Here is an 18618-nt window from a genome sequence, read left to right on the forward strand (position 1 = left end):
TTTTAAAAAATTGAACCTGAATATCTCAATAAAATAGGTTTGATCCAAAAATCATTTCAGAATTCTAATCGGTTTTTAGTTTTTGAAAAAAAAGAATTCTGCCTATGTCAATATTTTTGTTTTTAGAGATAAGAACAACTTCATTTCCTTGATTGATTTAAATCCTCTCACATCATAAAATTAAAGCATTTCAAAACCCGGCTACGCTGGTTTCGGGATTTGGGATCGCCCATCAGGAACTGATAGCGGAAGGATACTTCATGGGCGCCTTGGGTCTGGAAACCGATTTTGGAAATCATAAAGTCATAGCTATATCCGATCACCATGCCGTTGGACAGATTGATGCCAAATAGAAAGATGATGGAATCTTGATTGGGAAGGTCTCTTACTCCGGGAATTCCCCTGAATCCCAATCCCCCAATAACATTGCCAAAGAGCATCTGTACACTGAGGTCCAATTGCTGAAAAGGATTTTGGTTTTTGTAGTTGGCAAGGATGGATACCTGATTGTCAAACTTTGACCCAAAATAATTTCTCGAGCCCAAAGGGAAATTGACTCCACCGTGAAAGCTCCATTTCATTGGCAGGAAGCCAGCTTCATTGTCCGGAAAAAAACTAAGGCTAGGCCTGTTGACATGGTGGGCAGATCCTCCCAACCAAAAATATTCATTGTTGACCAAGGCGCCAAAGGAAAGGTCTAGGTATCCATTTGGCTCAAATTCAGGGATTTGGTCAATAGTAGTTTGGTTTATAGTGCGATTGAAAAGGTCCACCTGATCTCCAAACACGAGGTTGTCAAGCTGAGCGCTACGTCTTACCCAAGCTGCCTGCCCTCCAAATTTGAAGTTCCAGGTATCTGCTACCTGTAAGTTGTAACTATAGAGCAGAGATACGTCTGTAGTATTGATCTGCATGTTTGATTCTTGGAAGCTGTTGACCATAAATCCAAAACCACTGTTAAGGTCAAAGCTGTAATGGTCAAAATAGGCCGAATAGGCATTGAAATCATAGTTCAGGCCAGGCCATTGTTTGCGGTAATTGACACCGACACGGCTGAGTTCGGTAGATCCTGTAAGAGCAGGGTTGAGGTTGAGGGGAGAGGCATAAAACTGCGAAAAATGAAAATCCTGTGCCGAAACCTGCAGAAAGGTAAAGAACATTAGAAGTCCGATAATGAATCTTTTTTCCATCATTTCAGTAAGAGGAAGACCTCCGTTTGCGTTTCTACCCGTCCATCTACGGTTTCAAATTTGAGCCTGTACACATAATTTCCCGGCATGGCATAATCTCCACCGACTTTCCCATCCCATCCCTGTGAATTGATATCCTCGGTGTAGAAAATGGTTTCTCCCCATTTGTTCAGGATCCAAAATTCCATTTTGGTGATATTGATAAATTTGGGAAAGAAATAGTCATTGATCCCATCTGCATTGGGAGAGAATACATTAGGGACCACCAAAAAGAAATCCGTTATCTCGATTTCTTTTTTAACTTCCAGGATACACCCGTTTTCATCTATAGCTTGGAGGGTGACGGTATATTTTCCTGGCTTTTGGTATGTATGTGTTGGGCTGATTTCGGAGCTACTGTTTCCGTCACCAAAATCCCAGAAGTAGGAGATGATATTTCCTACAGATTTATTTTGGAAAGTGATTGGGATACCGACTAGGAATGATCCGTTTTGGTCAATCCCGGTGGATTGGATGCTGGCATCGATGACTACGTCTGTGTTTTCCACTTCAAATGACTCATTGAAAGAGCATCCTACCGCGTCAGTGATGGAAAGCAGGTATAGACCCGGTTGTCTTGTAGACATTTTCAATCCATCATCCTCTACTGATCCGTTTGACCATTGTATGGAATAAGGAGGTACTCCACCTGTTATTGAGATGTTGAATTCTTCTGTTATGGCTCTTGGTTCACAGACTATTTTGGTATTTCTGACAGTGACCACTTCTATTGGAGCAGGCCTTTTGATCTGGAACTGACCTTCGGTGATGCATCCATTCGCATCGGTTACCTCAAGAGAATAAGGTCCTGAGGAAAGATTGATGAGGTTTTGCTGGGTACTTCCGTTACTCCATTTGAAAGTGAATGGCGGGGTTCCGCCGGCTACATTGACCAAAATATTTCCGCTCTGAGGATTGTCGCAGGAAAGTGCATCAGTCACGACAGATTCTAGGACCAATGGATCCGGCTGGATAATCGTAAATTCCCTTCTTACAGGACAGGTACCGAATTTGGTGACAGTCACCCCGTAGTTGCCCGGACCTAAGTTGAAAATCCCAGGAAGTTCCTGTCCGTTGTCCCATCTTATATTGACGCCTTCATTACCGCCTTCGATATTCAATTCAATAGCCCCGTTTTGCTCGCCGAAACAGGTGATTTGGGTTACCTCTGAACTCACTTTGAATAAGGGTGCATCTACTATATTGACAGATTCGGAGACGATACAACCTGCTTGATCCTCCACAGTGACGGTGTAAGTCCCCGGACCTACATTTTCGAAGGAAGTTGCATTCGAACCAAAATCCCAATCTATCTGATAGGGTGCTACACCGCCGATAATGTTCAGGTCTATTTTGCCATCATTGGCTTCGTAGCAAGAGATGTCTTCCTTGTTTACCTGAATCTGAAGCTTGACTTCCGGTTCGGCGATGAGAATCGGACCTGTTGAGACACTGCAATTGTTGTTGTCGACCAAAGTCAGTTCATACGTACCTGCCTGCAGGTTTTCAATAATTGGACTGTCTGCTTCAAAAATCTGACCGTCTTTGGTCCAATTGAATTGGTATCCTTCAGGTTCTACTCCTCCTGAAACCGCTACCTCAATCCTTCCAGTATTGTCTCCTGTACAGAATACATCGGTTTTCTCAACAAAAGTTGCTAACAATGCTTCTGGTTCCGTGAGGGTATAACTCTTGGCGATATTGCAGCCAAATTCATCTTCGATCAATAGTTCGTATTGGCCGGGGGCTAAATTTTCTATTGTCTGGTTCCCTGAAGTATAGCCATTGGGTCCGGTCCAAGTGAAGATGAAATTCCCGTTTCCTCCTGAGGGTATGACTGATACCCTGCCATCATTCGCTCCAAAGCAGCTGATTTCAAATCCTGAAAAATCTGAAACTTGCTCTGTGAGGCTGATGGATGGATTGACAGTGATTTTATAGATTTGCGGAATTCCGGAGCAGGAATTTTGAACTCCGGTAAAGGCACTGACCTGATATTCCACTGTGAGCGGGTTAGGACTTGGGTTGATCAGATTTTGGACTGGAATGGTGTTTCCTTGGCCGGACAAGACTACACCTTCAACACCATTTGGGGAAGCAGTCCAAGTGAATGTTGCCGAAGGAACGGGACTGGAGATCAAAACTTCGCTACTTGAGGTACCTGTACAAAGGACCTGGTCACCAATTGAAAAATTGATACCCGGAGAAGGAAGTAGTGTAACAATCAGTGAAAACGGTTTTCCCGGACAAGATCCCAGAAAAGGTGTGACTTGATAGAGAAGATTTCTTGCCTCATTGGTATTGTTGGAAAGGGTATTTTGAATAGAGGAACTAGGTTGGGTGGAAGGCGCTGCACCGAAAACACCCGGAATTTGGTTTACCGTCCAAGTGAATAAAGAACCTGGGATCAAATTTTCTGGAGTAAAGTCCAAATTGGATCCGCTGCATATTTCCAAGCTATCATCGATGTATACAGGCTCCGGATTGACAGTAATCTTGTAGGTTCCTACCACTTCTTCACAAGCTCCTAAGTCCTCTGCTACGATTTTGGCAAGAAAAATGACATCGATAGGGGCGTTTGTGATATTGGTCAAAAGTTGGGAAGGAATCACGTTTATCCCGCTTGCTATTACCCCGCCAACGCCATTGCTTTGGGCGGTCCATTCTATATCATATCCTGTAGGGTCAGAAATCAGGTTGACCGCTGAGGTACTTTCCCCTGAACATATTTCTTGGTCAGGAATAGAGAATTTTACTGTAGGGGCAGGAATGACTGCGACCAAAACCTCATCAAACTCCAAACAGCCCGTGTCTGTGTTTCTGATTTGGACGATATACTTTGTGGTTTGATCAGGTTGGATTGTTGGGCTTTTTGTGTTGGCATTTTCGATAGGGCTTACAGGATCTGAACTCCAGGAATAAGTATAATTCCCTTCAGGAGAGGCAATGGCATCCAATGTCAGGATTTCCCCTTTGCAGATACTTTTATCTTCCCCTGCATCTACAACAGGTAGCGGATTGAGCTCAAACTGAATGGATTCCTGAACTGTTCCGCAGGAATTGGTAACTTCCAAGGTGATATTTTTTATGCCGGGAGTGCTAAATGTAATTGATCCTGGATCAAGGGTATTTGCAGTTGCCGGTGTTCCTCCCTCAAATGTCCATTTATAAACTGTCGATTCTGAACCGCAAGAGCTGACATTTGCTAGGGGGTTGAGAACTAGTTCCCCACAGGCATCAGGGATATTTTCAATTGCAACCAATGGTGGAGCAAAAACAGTTACTGTTTTCAAATCGGAAAAAACACCACAAGGAGTATTTAGAGTTTGTGTGATCAGGTAATTTCCTGGACTTGTAAATTCAAATACAGGGTTGATGGAGTTGGGACCGGTTCCTTCTAAAAATGACCATGTGTCAGAAGTACTGCATTCATTTCCTTGGATGGAAACGGACCAAGTCAAGAAATTCTCAGGTGCCGCACAGGTCTCGAGGATATTTGAGTTATTGGTAGTCCTCACCACGACTGGTCCACAACCTTCAAGTATATCCACTTCAAATGCAGGGATAGGTTCGGGGATGATACATACTGTTTCGGTGATTTCCTCTATGCCACACCTGTTGCCTGAAATAAGTTTGATTGTGTAGACTCCCGGTTCGGTAAATCTTGGAGTCAAGACCATTGATCCATTAATCCAGGAATTAGGGATATTTGGATTTGTAAGGGTTCCCAAGGTATTTCCCGGACTCAATTCCCAACCTGTGGTGGGGCTTATTTCCCAGACAAACTTACCAATGTTGGTACATTGGCCACTGTTGTTTGCTTCATTTCCATAAAGAGTCTGGTTTTCAATTTCAAAAAAAGTATTTACACAATAAACATCCTCTTCAATTCCAATGATGGGTTCAGGTTTTTCGGTGACATAAATGGGTACGACTTGGGCAGAAGATTTTGAACAGGGATTTTCTGCCAAAATGGTGGCTGAAAATGAATTTGGGAATCCTTGCCCACCAGATTTTCCGCAGGAAGTTTCTGTAAAAATATGACTTACAGAAGGAGGGGGAGGGTGGTTGAAAACCTGTGGTTCTGATCCGTCGGAGAAAGTGACAGTATAAACCGTTCCGGAAGGATTATTTTCTGTGCCTGTAATCGGGAATGTCAGTGCTTCTCCTGAACATATATTTGTATTGCCGGGATTACCAAATCCAACAGCAGGATTAGATCCTATGAAAACACCGATTCTTTTTGTGATGGAGCAGCCATTCCCGCCAACTACAGTATAGTCAAGGTAAAATACCCCTATGGGATAAGCATGTGATACCTCTTCCCAATTTTCTGCGACAAAAGGTTCGGTTCCGTCCCCCCATTCTATGGTGTAGGAAACATTGGTTTCTTTGGTGGAGGAGTTATTAAAAAAAGTGAAGGCCGACTGTTCATTGTCACAGACGATAAAAAACGGAAGGTTGTCAAAATCAGAATCAAAACGGTCACTGATTACAGTCGTTGAAGGAATCTGATTAACTGTGATGGTTTCAGTTTTGGTATTTGTGACCCCCAATGAATCCGTTACGGTCAATTCGACTACGTAAGATTGCGTGCCATTCCCAATGGCATTATCAAAAATATATTCAGGAGATTCAAGGGTAGAACTTTGTCCATCCCCAAATTCCCAAAGGTAGGTTAATTGGGAACCTGTAGAGAGGTTGGTGAAAACCACAGGCGAGGAACCGCAAAGATCGTTTTGGACAAAAGAAAAATCAGCCACAGGCGCTTCAAGTATGCTGTTGCTTGTGGAGGTTTTTGGATATATAAAATCTAATCTGCCCGAAAGTACAAACATGGCACTTACTCCACCTACCAAAAAAAACAAGGCTAGATAAAATGTTGCGAGGAGCTTTCTAATAGGATTCATTTATCTAGCAATAAATAAAAATGTAATACGTATACAAACTATTGCCGAATATAATCAAACTATCTTAAAAAATATATCCAAAAATTTAAAATCAACCCAAAATCAGTTGAATTGATTTTTAACAAATGACCCTTATGGAATTCCTATGGCTAAATTTTTAACCAAGGCTATAAAAACGAAGTGTCATTGGAGGCTTCTTTGGTCATGACTTCAGCAACTTCTTTCCCCAAATACCGATCAATCAAATAATGTCCCAAATAGAGTAGGGGAGTAAGCAGGATGGCTACACTGAATTTATAGACATAATTGATGATGGCGACTGAGGCCACTTGTGCCCAACTCCAGTTTCCAAAAACATAAAAAGCAATTCCCAAGACGACAAAAGAGTCGATCAGCTGAGACACTAGCGTAGATCCGGTGGCCCTGAGCCAAATCATTTTTGAACCGGTGATTTTTCTCAGTTTCTGGAAAACATACACATCAATCAACTGCCCCAACAAAAATGCAGTCAGTGAGCCCAAAATAATTCCCAAGCCTTGTCTGAAAATCATGTTGAATGCATTGTTGATGTTGAAAGCATTGCCATCTGCATCCGGGGTGTTTACCTCAAGCCAAAAGGCTGCAGGAGGGAGAACGGTTACTACTGAAATGACCAAGAAAATGTAAGCAATGAAAAATGCAGTGATAAAGCTGATTTTTCTGACCCCTTTCTTTCCAAAATATTCATTGATAATGTCGGAAGTGATAAATACGACCGGCCATATCACCGCTCCCGCAGTCAGGTTGAAGTCAAGGATATAATCCCCAAAGATTTTCCAACCTACAGGCTCAATTCCCAATGTCTGCTCTCCTGAGAATATTTTGACACCGATTATTTCTGCTAAAATTGCATTGGTGAGGAAAAGACCGCTAAGGATGATGAATAAGTTTGTTTTCTTGGATTGAAAAGACTTTTGTTCGGTTATACTTCCCATAAAGTTGTGGTGATTTTTCAGTTGGGATTAGGGTCAGATTGAATAAGTTATTCCTTCTTCACTAAGAAAACTATTTTCAAAAACTTCTTTGGCCTGATTCAGGATTGGGATGAGGTCCTTGTACCTCGAGGAGTAATGTCCCAGAAGCAATTTATCAACCTCTGCTTCCTTTGCAATGTTGGCTGCTTGCCTTGATGTACTATGAAATGTTGTGCCTGCCCTTTCTTTCTCATCATCACCGAAGGTAGCTTCGTGGTACAATAAATCGACACCTTTGATATACCCTACCAAACTCAGATCAAAGATGGTATCAGAACAATAGCCATATTTTTTAGATTGTTTTGGAGGATAAGTATATTCCTCTACACTGTATTTGACTTTGCCGTCGGAGTCTAAAACATCATTTCCTTCACGTAATGAGACAATGGCTTCGACAGGCATTTTGGTTTTTATCAATTTTTCTTTGATCATGTTTCGAAGTCCGGGTTTTTCTTCAATCAAAAATCCGGTACAGGGAATTCTGTGTTGTAAAGGAAAGGTGAAAACCCTGAACATGGGTTCTTCCAGGATCAAGTTTTTTCCTTCAGCCTGAGTTGGAACAAAACGTAGGGGAAAACTCAATTTGGTATTGGTATGCTTAAGTTGGGTGGTGATGATCTCATCCAGTCCACTCGGACCAAAGATGGTCAATAGTCTTTCCCTTTTCACTAGATGGAAGCTTGAAATCAGTCCCATCAGGCCATAAAAATGATCACCGTGGAGGTGGGAAATCAGTATGAAGTCTATCCTTCCAAATTTGAGCCTGAATTTCCGGAGCTGGATTTGGGTTCCTTCACCACAGTCGATCAATAAAAAAGAATTGCCCACGGATACCAGTTGAGATGTCTGGTTTCTTCCGTGGGCAGGAATGGCGGAATTGGATCCGAGGATGGTGACTTCAAATTCCAAAATTAATCTTCCTCTTCTTCTTGTTCTTTACCTTCAATTTCATGGATAAAGATAGCTTCGGCAGCTTCTTCAATGGTGTCCACAATGATAAAAACCTTATCGAGCATGGAAAGTTTAATTAATTTCATGACATGGTCTTGGGGAGAAGCAATGATGAAAATTCCACCATTGCGGCCAAATTCCCTGTTGCCTACCAAAAGAGCACTCAATCCGCTTGAATCAGCGTATTTCACATTACTCATATCAATGACCAAGTTGTTATAACCTTCAGCCTGAACTGTCAAAAGTTCAGACTTGAGTTTTGGAGAAAGTGCTGAGTCCAGCTTTTCTTCCATTGGGGTAAAAATTACGTATTGTTCTTTTTTATCAACTGAATACTTCATAGCAATCGTTTTTGAATGTTGTCCCTCAAAACAGGACGGTTTTGTGAATTAAATATTTTCCAATATGGCTTTTTCTATACTTCCTTCCAAATCTGTATAAGCAGATTTAACAAATGGTTCACCAATAATATTTTCATAGAGTTCGATGTACCTGTTGGAGATTTCTTCAATGAATTCATCCTTCATTTCCGGAACAGATTGACCTTCTTTTCCTTGAAAACCATTTATTATCAGCCACTGTCTTACAAATTCCTTAGACAATTGCTTTTGGGCTAATCCGGCTTTTTGGTATTCATCATACTTGTCTGCATAAAAGTACCGTGAAGAATCAGGGGTATGGATCTCATCAATCAAGAGGATTTGGTCTCCATATTTCCCAAATTCATATTTAGTATCTACCAGAATCAGACCCATTTCTTTAGCCATTTCACTTCCTTTTGCAAATAGGGCATGGGTGTATTTTTCCAAAACTTCATAATCCTCTTGGCTTACAATTCCTTGTGCAAGGATAGCTTCTTTTGAAATATCCTCGTCGTGACCTTCGGATGCTTTAGTGGTGGGCGTGATAATCGGATGGGGAAGTTTGTCGTTTTCGGCCAATCCTTCCGGAAGGGAAACGCCGCAGATGCTTCTTTTTCCGGCTTTGTACTCTCTTGCAGCATGGCCGGCAAGGTATCCTCTGATGACCATTTCGACTTTGAAGGGTTCACATTTTTTGCCTATCGTTACATAAGGATGGGGAGTGGCGGTGACCCAATTTGGGACTAAATCAGCGGTGGCTTTGAGGAATCGGGCTGCTATCTGATTCAAAACCTGTCCTTTATATGGAATCGGTTTTGGCAAAACCACATCGAAAGCGGATATACGGTCTGTGGCCACTACAGCCAACTTGTCCTCAAAAATATAAACGTCTCTCACTTTCCCCTTGTAAAATCCCTTCTGATTGGGGAAATTGAAATGTGTTTCTTTTATGCCTTTTTCCATTTTTATTGTCTATTTGGCAAAATTAGAAAAAGATGGGTTTATTGGCGGTTTGCGCCTGATTAATTATCGGTTTTTTTCCAATTTTTATTTTGTCGGCGGGTCGACAGGCTTTCCTTCTTTGAATAACCTTTCAGAAATCAGGTTGCCACTTTCATCATATATTTTTTGGATGCCGTGTGGCTTTCCCAACCTGTAAAAAATAGATTCTTTCAGATTTCCATTGGGATGGTAAATCAGCACTTCCCCTTCCTCCAGTCCATTTCTGAAGTTAATGATCCTTTCCTTTTGGCCGTTTTCATGGTAGCCAAGGATCTGTACAATCTCACCATAAGAATTGAAATTGGAAACCTCTGAAGTTTTTCCATTTTCAAAGTAGCTGATGGCTTTTCCTGTGATGTTTCCATTTTTGTAGCTGACCATTTTTTCGATTTTTCCGCTTTCGTAAAAACTTTCAAATTTACCTGTCGGGACACCTTTTTTGTAGCTTCCTTTTTTGGCTATTTGGCCGTTTTCAAAATAAAAAATAGCTTCACCATCCTGTATACCGTTTTTGTAATTGATTTGCGAGGAAATTTTTTCCTCTGGATAATAAGTGAATTGAGGGCCATTCAGCTTTCCGTCTTTATAAGTAGACCTATTTGTAAGCTGTTCCTCAAAATAATTCTCCCTGATTTCAATGACACCTTCGTTGAATAATATTTTTTCAGAAATTGCTCCGGGCAATTCCTCGCTGTATACCAAAGTCCAACCATTTGGCTTGTCATTTTTAAAGTACGATTTCTGTTTGACTGTTCCTTCTTCAAAGTAAGAGGTGATTTCCCCCTCTATTTTATTGTCCACATAAGTTAATTCCTGAGACACCTTACCGGAAGGAAAGTAATTGATCGATTTACCCTGCTTTTTGTCATTGACATAATTGACTTTTCGGAGCGTGTCTCCAGTCTCGGGATACCAATCAATGAACAAACCTTCTTTCTTTCCATCTTTAAGATAGCCGGTCTGCGCCAATTCCCCTGTGGCAAGGTAGAGTTTGAATTCTCCCTGTGGTACACCACCAACGGTGAAATATTCTTCCTTCAGTAATTTTTTATCTTCATCGTAGTATACTTTCACCAACTCCTGAGAAAATAACGGTGCTAAAATCCCAATTCCAAATAGTAAGGTCAGGGCGGTTTTTTTCCAAGCCCCTTGATTTTGATTAGAATACATTGAATGAGTGGGTGATTTCATCAGGAATTTTTGGGGTTAATTAGGTAAAAAAATACGGGGATAAAGATAGATTTCCTTTATCCCCAATTCAATCAGAGTTTTTCGATGACGATGGCCGAAGCGCCGCCTCCGCCGTTGCAGATACCTGCGACGCCTATTTTGCCTTTCTTTTGATCCAACACGGAACAAAGTGTCGTAATGATCCTTGCACCCGAAGCGCCAAGCGGATGTCCCAAAGAAACAGCTCCGCCAAATACGTTCAGCTTGTCATTTTTGAGGTTAAGCTCACGCTGGTTTGCGATAGCCACAGCGGCAAATGCCTCGTTGATTTCATAATAATCAATTTCCTCTGCAGACAACCCTGCATTTTTGATAGCTTTTGGGATAGCCAAAGCCGGTGCGGTGGTAAACCAAAGCGGATCTTGTGCAGCATCTGCAAAGCCTCTTATTTTGGCGATGGGTGTGAGTCCAAGTTCCTCGACTTTTTCTTTGCTAGCCAAAACCAATGCCGAAGCACCGTCATTCATGGTGGAGGCATTGGCAGCGGTCACTGTACCGTCTTTTTCAAATACAGGTCTCAGCGTGGGAATTTTGTCAAACATGACATTTTTGAATTCCTCATCTTCCTCTATGAGGATTGTTTCTCCTTTTCTTCCTGCGATTTCTACAGGAATGACCTCGTCTTTGAATGCCCCTGATTTCCATGCTTCAGCCGAGCGTGTGTATGATTGGATGGCATAAGTATCTTGTTCTTCCCTGCTGATATTCATTTCCTTGGCGGTATTATCTGCACAGTTACCCATCGGGAATTTATAATAAGCTTCAAACAAACCGTCTTTGACCAATCCGTCTACCAGTTCGGCATTGCCGTATTTGTAACCGAATCTTCCTTTTGGAATATAGTATGGGACATTGGACATGCTTTCCATGCCACCTGCTACCACAAGGTCGTTTTGACCTGTCATGATAGATTGTGCTGCAAACATCACTGCTTTCATTCCTGAAGCGCAGACCTTATTTACTGTCGTACAAGGAACATTGTAACCAAGTCCTGCTCCGATAGCGGCCTGACGTGCAGGTGCTTGTCCGAGATTGGCAGAAATCACATTCCCCATCATGACTTCCTGTACTTCGCTTGGATCTACTCCTGCTTTTTGCAAAGCACCTTTGATGGCGATACTTCCGAGTTCTACGGCAGTCAACCCGGACAGCTTTCCGCCAAAACTTCCAAGCGGAGTTCTTACGGCGGATACTATATAGACTTCTTTCATTTGGGTTTATATTTTAAGATGTGAGATATGAGACCTGAGAAGAGAGAACCGAGAAGCGAGAACCGAGACAAGAGAGCCCAGATTCGAGGACAGAGATAAGAAAGCTCAGATCCGAGAACAGAGAGCTGAGCCCTTCGACTTCGCTCAGGGTCCAGTGTCAAGAACAGGGAACCAAGAATTGGATATGAGATCGACCACTCACCTTTCACCACTTACAACTTTTCCAAAACTTTCCACCATATACTTCCAACCTTCCAACTTCCAAACCTCCAACTACCATTCCGGCAGTCCTCTTTGTGGTTTTTTGGTAGGTTTTTTCTTATTCTGTTGGATATATCGGAGTTCAGCTGCATTCATTGCTTCAAGGATTTGAGCAGCTTGTTCCGGAGAAAGATTCATTTCCTGAAGTTTTTCTTTGACCTTTTCCAAAGCTTTTTCTCTGTCGCTAAGGTCGCTTTCTATGTCACTTGCTTCTTCAGAATCCTTTTCTTCCTGAGATTTTTCTCCTTCTTTATCTTCTTTTTTCTGGGATTCGGATGCTTCATCCTCTTTAGTTTCTTCTTCCCCTTCACCGTCTTTCTTTTCTTCTGATTTCTGATCCTGCTTATCCTGTTCCTCTTGTTTTTCCTGATCTTCTTTATCCTGTTGGTCCTGCTGCTGCTGTTCTTGTTGCTCAGGATTTTTTTCTAACCACCTGCTTAGCAATTCATAATTGTACCTCGCGGATTCATTGGTTGGGTTATTGATCAGAGACATTTTGAATGCTTCGAGGGCCTCATCATATTTCTTTTCCCCACCTAGTATGACTCCGTTTTGGTTGTAAGCAAATGAAGCGATGTTTTTATCGGGGGATTGGTAAAGGCTTTGATACGTGAGCCCCGCCTGTTCCAATTGTCCGCCGTAATGTTGACTCAGCGCAAGATTATAGGTGACATTGGGTGTTGTCAGGTTATATTCACTGACAAGTCTGAGGTGATTGGTGATGGAGGCTTCATAGTCTGTTTCTTCATAGCTTTTTGTCGCAGCTTTGATGGCAGCATTTCTCTTTCCCACTTCATTCCAATTAGAAGTGATCATCAGAATCGATAAAAAGAAAACACGTATTGAAGTCATCATGTTTGTTACACGTTTTTACAATTTGATGGTTTTAAATGGCAACATCAGGTCAAGAAGCCCTAAGCCCAATGCAATTAACAGAAAATAAAAATACTTATTGGCGGAAGCTTCTACCATCCTGGACCCGGTTACAGTAGCTTCCTGTCTTTCCAAAGCAGAGATTAGGTTTGGTATTTCTTGTACATCATCACTGAGTTCAAAATAGGAGCCATTTGTTTGTGAAGCGATCAATTTGAGGTTGTCGGATTCCAATCGGCTGATGGCCGGTAGGTTGGTATTGGGATCTATGATTTTTCCACTTCCTTTGGGAATATTGCTTCCTTGACTTGTTCCGACTCCTAATGAAAATACTTTGATTCCTTTATCACTCAATTGTGAGGTGATGTCCTGAAAATCTTCCCCGAAATCTTCCCCGTCCGAGATCAGGATGATTGATTTTGAATTGGCTTCGGCAGATTCTTCCAAGTCAAATTTATTCAATGCCATATTCAAAGGAGCAGAGATGTCTGTACCTTGGTTTGGGACCAATCCTGTATTCAATCCGTCGAGATGGAGTTGAAGGACGTTTTGGTCGAAGGTCAGTGGACATTGGATAAATGCTTCCGAACTGAAGATGATCAATCCGATCCTGTCACCGGAAAAATTCTTGACCAGGTTTTTCAATTCAAATTTTATCCTTTGGATTCTGCTTGGGCCTATATCGGTGGCATTCATGGATTGGGAAAGATCTATCGCTATGAAGATGTCTTTTCCTTCCTCTTTGATTTCTTTCATGGAAGTGCCTATGGATGGCCCTGCCAAGGCGATCAAAAACAAAATGAAATAAGAAAGCCTAAGCAGAAGTTTAAGAAAAAGCCTGTGTTTTTGGACAACAAGTTTTTTGTTGATCAAATAAAAACGGTACAAGTATACCAAATACAATAAGCCAAAAACTGCGGCCAATATATAAATCAATCTCGTGTCAGGGTATGCCCAAATCATGCCCTGAAATTATAAAATATTGATGAAAAGAAAAGGAAAAGAAATTAATGACATAAATTTCAACACCTAAAGGCCAAAATCCGTTATCCTTGAAAACCAAATTTTCTGCATGAAGTTTTTGACACTTACCTTTATTGTTTTTTTATTTTTGGGTAACCCGTTACTTTATTCCCAAGAACAGTCGTTTATCTCAGGTACTGTTTATGAAGTTGAGGAAAATGCACCCTTGCCGGGTGCAAATATTTATTGGGAATCCGAACCGCAGAAAGGTGTCGTTTCTGATATCAATGGCAATTTTACCTTGCCAATCATCGCTCTACCTGCAAAAATTGTCATTTCTTTTATCGGATATTCTCAATCTGTCAGGATACTGACTGCCAAAGATTTGGAAAAACCCGTAAAGTTTTACCTCAAACCTGAGGAGCTATCTCTTGAAGAGATCATTATCCGAGACGTCAATCCTGAGCAAAACGTCAAAGGAATAGAAATGGGGAAATCGGTAGTACCAATTGAGACGATCAAAAACATTCCGGCCTTATTTGGTGAAGTGGATATATTGAGAAGTTTACAACTTCTGCCAGGGGTGCAGACTGCGGGAGAAGGGACGACAGGGCTCTTTGTGCGTGGAGGGTCTGCTGATCAAAACCTTATCAATCTGGATGGGGCCCCTGTTTATAATCCGTCTCACTTTTTTGGTTTTTTCTCTGTATTCAATCCCGACGCTTTGTCGGATATTGAATTTTACAAAGGAAATATTCCTGCAGAATTGGGAGGACGTGTATCTTCAGTGATTGATGTTTCGATGCGGGAAGGGAATTTTCAAAAAATCCGGGGTGAGGGTGGTATAGGAACCATCAGTTCGAGACTGACCATGGACGGACCGCTTTTTTCTGATCAATCTTCCTTTATTGTTTCTGGAAGGAGAACTTATGCGGACTTGTTTTTGAGGCTTTCCAACAATGAAAATATCCGAAATAACCAGCTGTATTTTTATGACCTCAGCGGAAAGTTTACTTTCAAACTTGGTGAAAAAGATAAAATCTCATTTTCCACTTACTATGGTTCGGACTTTTTGGGCCTTTCGGGGCAATTTGGGCTGGGATGGAATAATTTTATTTCTTCTTTCAATTGGAATAGAAATATCAGTGCTACCAAATTCTTTGACTTAAGCGCCTACCACAGCAGGTACCAATATCAGGTGCTTTTTGACGATCCACAGGATGGATTTAACTGGACCAATTCACTTTCTGAAAGCGGGGTAAATCTAGGTTGGACATGGTTGTTGGGGGATAACTCAGTGATTAAAGCCGGGTACCATGGGCAATTTTATCATTTTTCACCTATCAATTTGGAACTCGCCCCTGAATCTAACCTGACCGATATCAATACCAACCAAAAAAACGGTTTACTTAACAATCTTTATGTTTCGGGTACCACCGAATTTGGAAATAAGTTACTCGTGGAGGCAGGAATCCGGTTAAGCCATTATCAGGAAGTTGGCAAGGGAGTGCTATATCAATATGCGGATGGAATCCCCAGCCCCGAAGCAGAGGTGACAGATACCTTGACTTTTGGAAGGTTGGAAAGGATGAAGGTTTTTCAAAGACTGGAACCAAGGATTTCTTTCAGGTACCTCCTTGCAGAAGATCTTTCTTTGAAAGGAGCATTTAACAGAAGCCATCAGTATGTCCAAGTAGCCTCAAACAGTTCTGCTGGTTTGCCAATAGACCGATGGGTTCCTTCTGGAACCTATATTGAACCCTTGAGAGGAGATCAGGTTTCGGTGGGATTGTTTAAAAACCTAGCTAATGGAACTTGGGAAGTATCGGTAGAAACCTATTACAAGGACTTTAGAAATGTCATCGACTTGAGGCAAGGAGCGAGTGTGTTGTTTACCGATAATGTCGAAACCGAATTGCTTTCTGGAGTGGGATATGCCTATGGTGCGGAGTTTTTGATCCGAAAAAATGTGGGTAAGACAACCGGTTGGCTTGGCTACACTTACTCTAGGACCTGGAGAAAAATCGAGGGCATCAGCAGTGACAATTGGTACAATCCCCGGTTTGACAGACCGCATGATGTAAATTTGGTTTTGAACCACGAGTTTTCGGATAGATGGAGTGCCGGGTTGACTTTTGTTTATACCTCGGGTCAGGCTGTTACTTTCCCTGTTGGCACCTATGTGGTAGATGCGCAAAGGGTTCCTGTATATGGAGATCAAAGAAATGCGGACAGGTTTCCGGATTATCATCGAGTAGATGCATCCATCACTTGGAGAAATCAGGATAAGGGCAGAAAATGGAGAGGAAGTTGGAATTTCAGTGTATACAATCTATACGGAAGAAAAAACCCATTTACATTCCAGTTTACGGATATTTATAATGATGATATCAATTTCGATCCGGAGGATGGAGGGGAGATTGTTTCCCAAAGACCGGGTGTGGTGATGACTTATCTTTTTACGTTTTTGCCTGCATTGACTTATAATTTCAAATTCTGATGAAATACCTAATCGTAATTTTTGCCTTGATTCTGTTTTCTTCCTGTCAGGAGGAAGTCGTTTTGGATTTGGATACCCTTGAGCCGATCCCGGTCATAGAGGCAATCTGGACAGACAACAGTGCTATCAACCAAGTGAAGATCACCCTTTCTAAGGATTACTATCAGGAAGGGGATAATGAGGTCGTCGAAAATGCAGATGTGAGTATCCGCAACATAGATTCCGGTGGGGTAGTGATTTTCTTTTATTCTCCGGCAAATAAAAAATACCTCGCACAGAATGGTTTGAGGGGAATAGTTGGACAGCGGTATGAATTGAGTGTAAGGATTGATGACAAAGTATATCTTTCCAATGGGACTATTCTTCCTCCTCCTGTTTTGGACAGTGTCGTGGTTGAATTCAAAGATGAAAGACTTTTTAGGGACGAGGGATACTACCTGACAGTCTATGGTAAAATTCCATTTACCGAAAACAATAATTACAGAATCAGGATTGTAGAAAATGACACTTTGAAAAACAGCAGGTTTGACTATTTATTGTTTGATGATTCTTTTGGAACGGCCATATTGGATGATGGTTTTGAACTTTCAGGATTTCCATTCAAGGCAAATGATAAGATACGTCTTGAGCTTTTCCGTCTAAACCAAAGTGCTTTTGATTATCTAAACCAATTTGTGAGCCTTTTATTTAATGATGGCGGACTTTTTTCTCCTCCTCCACAAAATCCCCAATCCAACATCAGACAGGAAAATGGGGATGGACCAGTGCTGGGCTATTTTATGACAAGTCCTGTACTTATTGAAACTGTATTGATTCCTGATGATCAGCCTTGATTTTTAGCTTTTAGATTCAGTTAGGAGAATATTTTTACCTTTGTGGCTATGATAGATTTTGGATTGAAAGGAAAAGTGGTAGTCACCTGTAAGGATAGGTTTTCATCTTATCTTGAAAAAGAATTGATGGATTTGGGCTTTAAGCCGATAAAAACCGAAAGAACAGCTATTGAATTGGAGGCCTCTCTGTCGGACTGTATTTTTTTGAACCTCCATTTGCGGACTGCAAGTCATGTTTTGTATGAAATCAGGTCCTTTTACCTTCATGATGCAGACGATATTTACAGAAGGATCAAGGCTTTGCCTTGGGAAGATTATATATCCGAATCCTCTTATTTTTCTGTCATTTCGCATGTAGATAACGGTAGTGTGGATAATCCGCTTTTTGTCAATGTAAGGATCAAAGATGCCATAGTAGACCGCTTCAGAGAAAAAACAGGAATCAGACCCGATTCTGGTTCGGCATTGGAAGGTGCTGTTTTTCAGCTTTTTTGGAAAGAAACCCAAGCCAATCTTTATATCAATACCTCAGGGGAAACTTTGGCAAAACATGGATACAGGAAAATTCCCGGAAAAGCACCCATGTTGGAAGCTTTGGCTTCAGCTACTATCCTTGCTACGGATTGGGACAAAAATAGTCCCTTTGTCAACCCGATGTGTGGATCGGGAACTTTGGCAATAGAAGCAGCGATGATGGCTACAAATAGGTTTCCTGGTTTGTTGAGAGACCATTATGCTTTTATGCATATCAAAGGTTATGATGAGGATTTTTATCAGTCAGAAAAAGAAAAACTCAAGGCAGAAATCATTGAAGTTCCCGGTCTGAAGATCATTGCAAGTGATATCAGCGAGCAAGCGATCCTTTTCAGCAGGGAAAATGCAAGTACGGCAGGAGTGGAGGATTTGATTGAATTTGAGGTAGGAGATTTTGAGGAAACGACAGTTCCTGAGTCTGATTCCGGAGTTGTGTTTTTTAACCCTGAATATGGCGAAAGACTGGGAGAGGAAGAAGACCTTGGATTAACTTATAAAAGAATGGGGGATTTTATGAAGCAAAGATGCCCGGGCTATACAGGATTTATTTTTACAGGTAATGTGGCACTTGGCAAAAAAGTTGGCCTTCGGGCTGCCAGAAGAATTGAATTCTATAATGGGACGATAGATTGCAGACTATTAAAATTTGAATTGTATAGAGGGACGAGGGAGAAAGTTGATTAGTTTTTTGTCCACAGACCAAGGTCCACAATGGGTGATTCCCGGCATCAAGCAATATTTTAAAT

The 18618-nt window shown here is 41.5% G+C and carries 13 protein-coding genes; 3 read left to right on the plus strand and 10 right to left on the minus strand.

The genetic code is table 11. From position 1 onward, the window contains the following. Nucleotides 1-167: 167 nt before the first annotated feature. The 10 genes from NK987_RS09545 to NK987_RS09600 all read right to left on the minus strand — a co-directional run bounded on the left by NK987_RS09545 (nucleotide 168) and on the right by NK987_RS09600 (nucleotide 14005). Nucleotides 168-1193 carry a PorP/SprF family type IX secretion system membrane protein gene (locus NK987_RS09545; protein ID WP_259263660.1) on the minus strand — a complete coding sequence of 342 codons (1026 nt, stop codon included), beginning with the start codon at nucleotides 1191-1193 and terminating at the stop codon, nucleotides 168-170. Then, the gene (locus tag NK987_RS09560; RefSeq protein WP_275982513.1) at nucleotides 1190-6139 is read right to left on the minus strand and encodes a PKD domain-containing protein; all 4950 of its coding nucleotides are present in this window, start codon (nucleotides 6137-6139) and stop codon (nucleotides 1190-1192) included. Before NK987_RS09560 ends, NK987_RS09545 begins: the two co-directional genes overlap by 4 nt. Before the next feature lie 167 nt (nucleotides 6140-6306). Then, the gene (locus NK987_RS09565) at nucleotides 6307-7113 is read right to left on the minus strand and encodes a queuosine precursor transporter (protein WP_259263661.1); all 807 of its coding nucleotides are present in this window, start codon (nucleotides 7111-7113) and stop codon (nucleotides 6307-6309) included. A 33-nt stretch (nucleotides 7114-7146) separates the two neighbouring features. After that, nucleotides 7147-8061 (minus strand): ribonuclease Z, encoded by a 915-nt coding sequence (locus NK987_RS09570; RefSeq protein WP_259263662.1) that lies wholly within the window; start codon nucleotides 8059-8061, stop codon nucleotides 7147-7149. A gap of 2 nt (nucleotides 8062-8063) precedes the next feature. Then, the gene (locus NK987_RS09575) at nucleotides 8064-8444 is read right to left on the minus strand and encodes an STAS domain-containing protein (protein WP_259263663.1); all 381 of its coding nucleotides are present in this window, start codon (nucleotides 8442-8444) and stop codon (nucleotides 8064-8066) included. Between the two features lie 48 nt (nucleotides 8445-8492). Then, the gene (locus tag NK987_RS09580; protein ID WP_259263664.1) at nucleotides 8493-9428 is read right to left on the minus strand and encodes a phosphoribosylaminoimidazolesuccinocarboxamide synthase; all 936 of its coding nucleotides are present in this window, start codon (nucleotides 9426-9428) and stop codon (nucleotides 8493-8495) included. An 84-nt stretch (nucleotides 9429-9512) separates the two neighbouring features. Further along, on the minus strand, nucleotides 9513-10658 hold the full coding sequence (locus NK987_RS09585; RefSeq protein ID WP_259263665.1) for a toxin-antitoxin system YwqK family antitoxin: 1146 nt from the start codon (nucleotides 10656-10658) through the stop codon (nucleotides 9513-9515). Between the two features lie 71 nt (nucleotides 10659-10729). Continuing rightward, nucleotides 10730-11908 carry an acetyl-CoA C-acyltransferase gene (locus tag NK987_RS09590; protein WP_259263666.1) on the minus strand — a complete coding sequence of 393 codons (1179 nt, stop codon included), beginning with the start codon at nucleotides 11906-11908 and terminating at the stop codon, nucleotides 10730-10732. Between the two features lie 273 nt (nucleotides 11909-12181). After that, the gene (locus NK987_RS09595; protein ID WP_259263667.1) at nucleotides 12182-13024 is read right to left on the minus strand and encodes a hypothetical protein; all 843 of its coding nucleotides are present in this window, start codon (nucleotides 13022-13024) and stop codon (nucleotides 12182-12184) included. 15 nt (nucleotides 13025-13039) lie between these two features. Then, nucleotides 13040-14005 (minus strand): vWA domain-containing protein, encoded by a 966-nt coding sequence (locus NK987_RS09600; RefSeq protein ID WP_258422799.1) that lies wholly within the window; start codon nucleotides 14003-14005, stop codon nucleotides 13040-13042. A gap of 109 nt (nucleotides 14006-14114) precedes the next feature. Here NK987_RS09600 and NK987_RS09605 point away from each other — a divergent pair, with 109 nt between their 5' ends. Genes NK987_RS09605 through NK987_RS09615 form a run of 3 tightly spaced genes read left to right on the plus strand, consistent with a single transcriptional unit; the run spans nucleotide 14115 to nucleotide 18556 of the window. After that, a complete protein-coding gene (locus tag NK987_RS09605; protein WP_259263668.1) occupies nucleotides 14115-16505 on the plus strand; it encodes a TonB-dependent receptor in 2391 nt (796 codons plus the stop codon). Next, nucleotides 16505-17338, plus strand: coding sequence for a DUF4249 domain-containing protein (locus NK987_RS09610; RefSeq protein ID WP_259263669.1), 834 nt, complete (start codon nucleotides 16505-16507; stop codon nucleotides 17336-17338). The genes NK987_RS09605 and NK987_RS09610 overlap by 1 nt, the downstream gene beginning before the upstream one ends. Nucleotides 17339-17386: 48 nt before the next feature. Next, nucleotides 17387-18556 carry a THUMP domain-containing class I SAM-dependent RNA methyltransferase gene (locus NK987_RS09615; protein ID WP_259263670.1) on the plus strand — a complete coding sequence of 390 codons (1170 nt, stop codon included), beginning with the start codon at nucleotides 17387-17389 and terminating at the stop codon, nucleotides 18554-18556. The last annotated feature ends 62 nt before the right edge of the window (nucleotides 18557-18618 follow it).

It is taken from the genome of Aquiflexum gelatinilyticum (assembly GCF_024813435.1).
In the GTDB taxonomy this organism is placed as follows: domain Bacteria; phylum Bacteroidota; class Bacteroidia; order Cytophagales; family Cyclobacteriaceae; genus Cognataquiflexum; species Cognataquiflexum gelatinilyticum.

What these genes read in the sequence shown, in the direction of transcription:
- NK987_RS09545 (WP_259263660.1), bottom strand. Translation starts at nt 1,193, where the DNA reads ATGATGGAAAAAAGATTCATTATCGGACTTCTAATGTTCTTTACCTTT.
- NK987_RS09560 (WP_275982513.1), bottom strand. Translation starts at nt 6,139, where the DNA reads ATGAATCCTATTAGAAAGCTCCTCGCAACATTTTATCTAGCCTTGTTT.
- NK987_RS09565 (WP_259263661.1), bottom strand. Translation starts at nt 7,113, where the DNA reads ATGGGAAGTATAACCGAACAAAAGTCTTTTCAATCCAAGAAAACAAAC.
- NK987_RS09575 (WP_259263663.1), bottom strand. Translation starts at nt 8,444, where the DNA reads ATGAAGTATTCAGTTGATAAAAAAGAACAATACGTAATTTTTACCCCA.
- NK987_RS09580 (WP_259263664.1), bottom strand. Translation starts at nt 9,428, where the DNA reads ATGGAAAAAGGCATAAAAGAAACACATTTCAATTTCCCCAATCAGAAG.
- NK987_RS09585 (WP_259263665.1), bottom strand. Translation starts at nt 10,658, where the DNA reads ATGAAATCACCCACTCATTCAATGTATTCTAATCAAAATCAAGGGGCT.
- NK987_RS09590 (WP_259263666.1), bottom strand. Translation starts at nt 11,908, where the DNA reads ATGAAAGAAGTCTATATAGTATCCGCCGTAAGAACTCCGCTTGGAAGT.
- NK987_RS09595 (WP_259263667.1), bottom strand. Translation starts at nt 13,024, where the DNA reads ATGATGACTTCAATACGTGTTTTCTTTTTATCGATTCTGATGATCACT.
- NK987_RS09600 (WP_258422799.1), bottom strand. Translation starts at nt 14,005, where the DNA reads ATGATTTGGGCATACCCTGACACGAGATTGATTTATATATTGGCCGCA.
- NK987_RS09605 (WP_259263668.1), top strand. Translation starts at nt 14,115, where the DNA reads ATGAAGTTTTTGACACTTACCTTTATTGTTTTTTTATTTTTGGGTAAC.
- NK987_RS09610 (WP_259263669.1), top strand. Translation starts at nt 16,505, where the DNA reads ATGAAATACCTAATCGTAATTTTTGCCTTGATTCTGTTTTCTTCCTGT.
- NK987_RS09615 (WP_259263670.1), top strand. Translation starts at nt 17,387, where the DNA reads ATGATAGATTTTGGATTGAAAGGAAAAGTGGTAGTCACCTGTAAGGAT.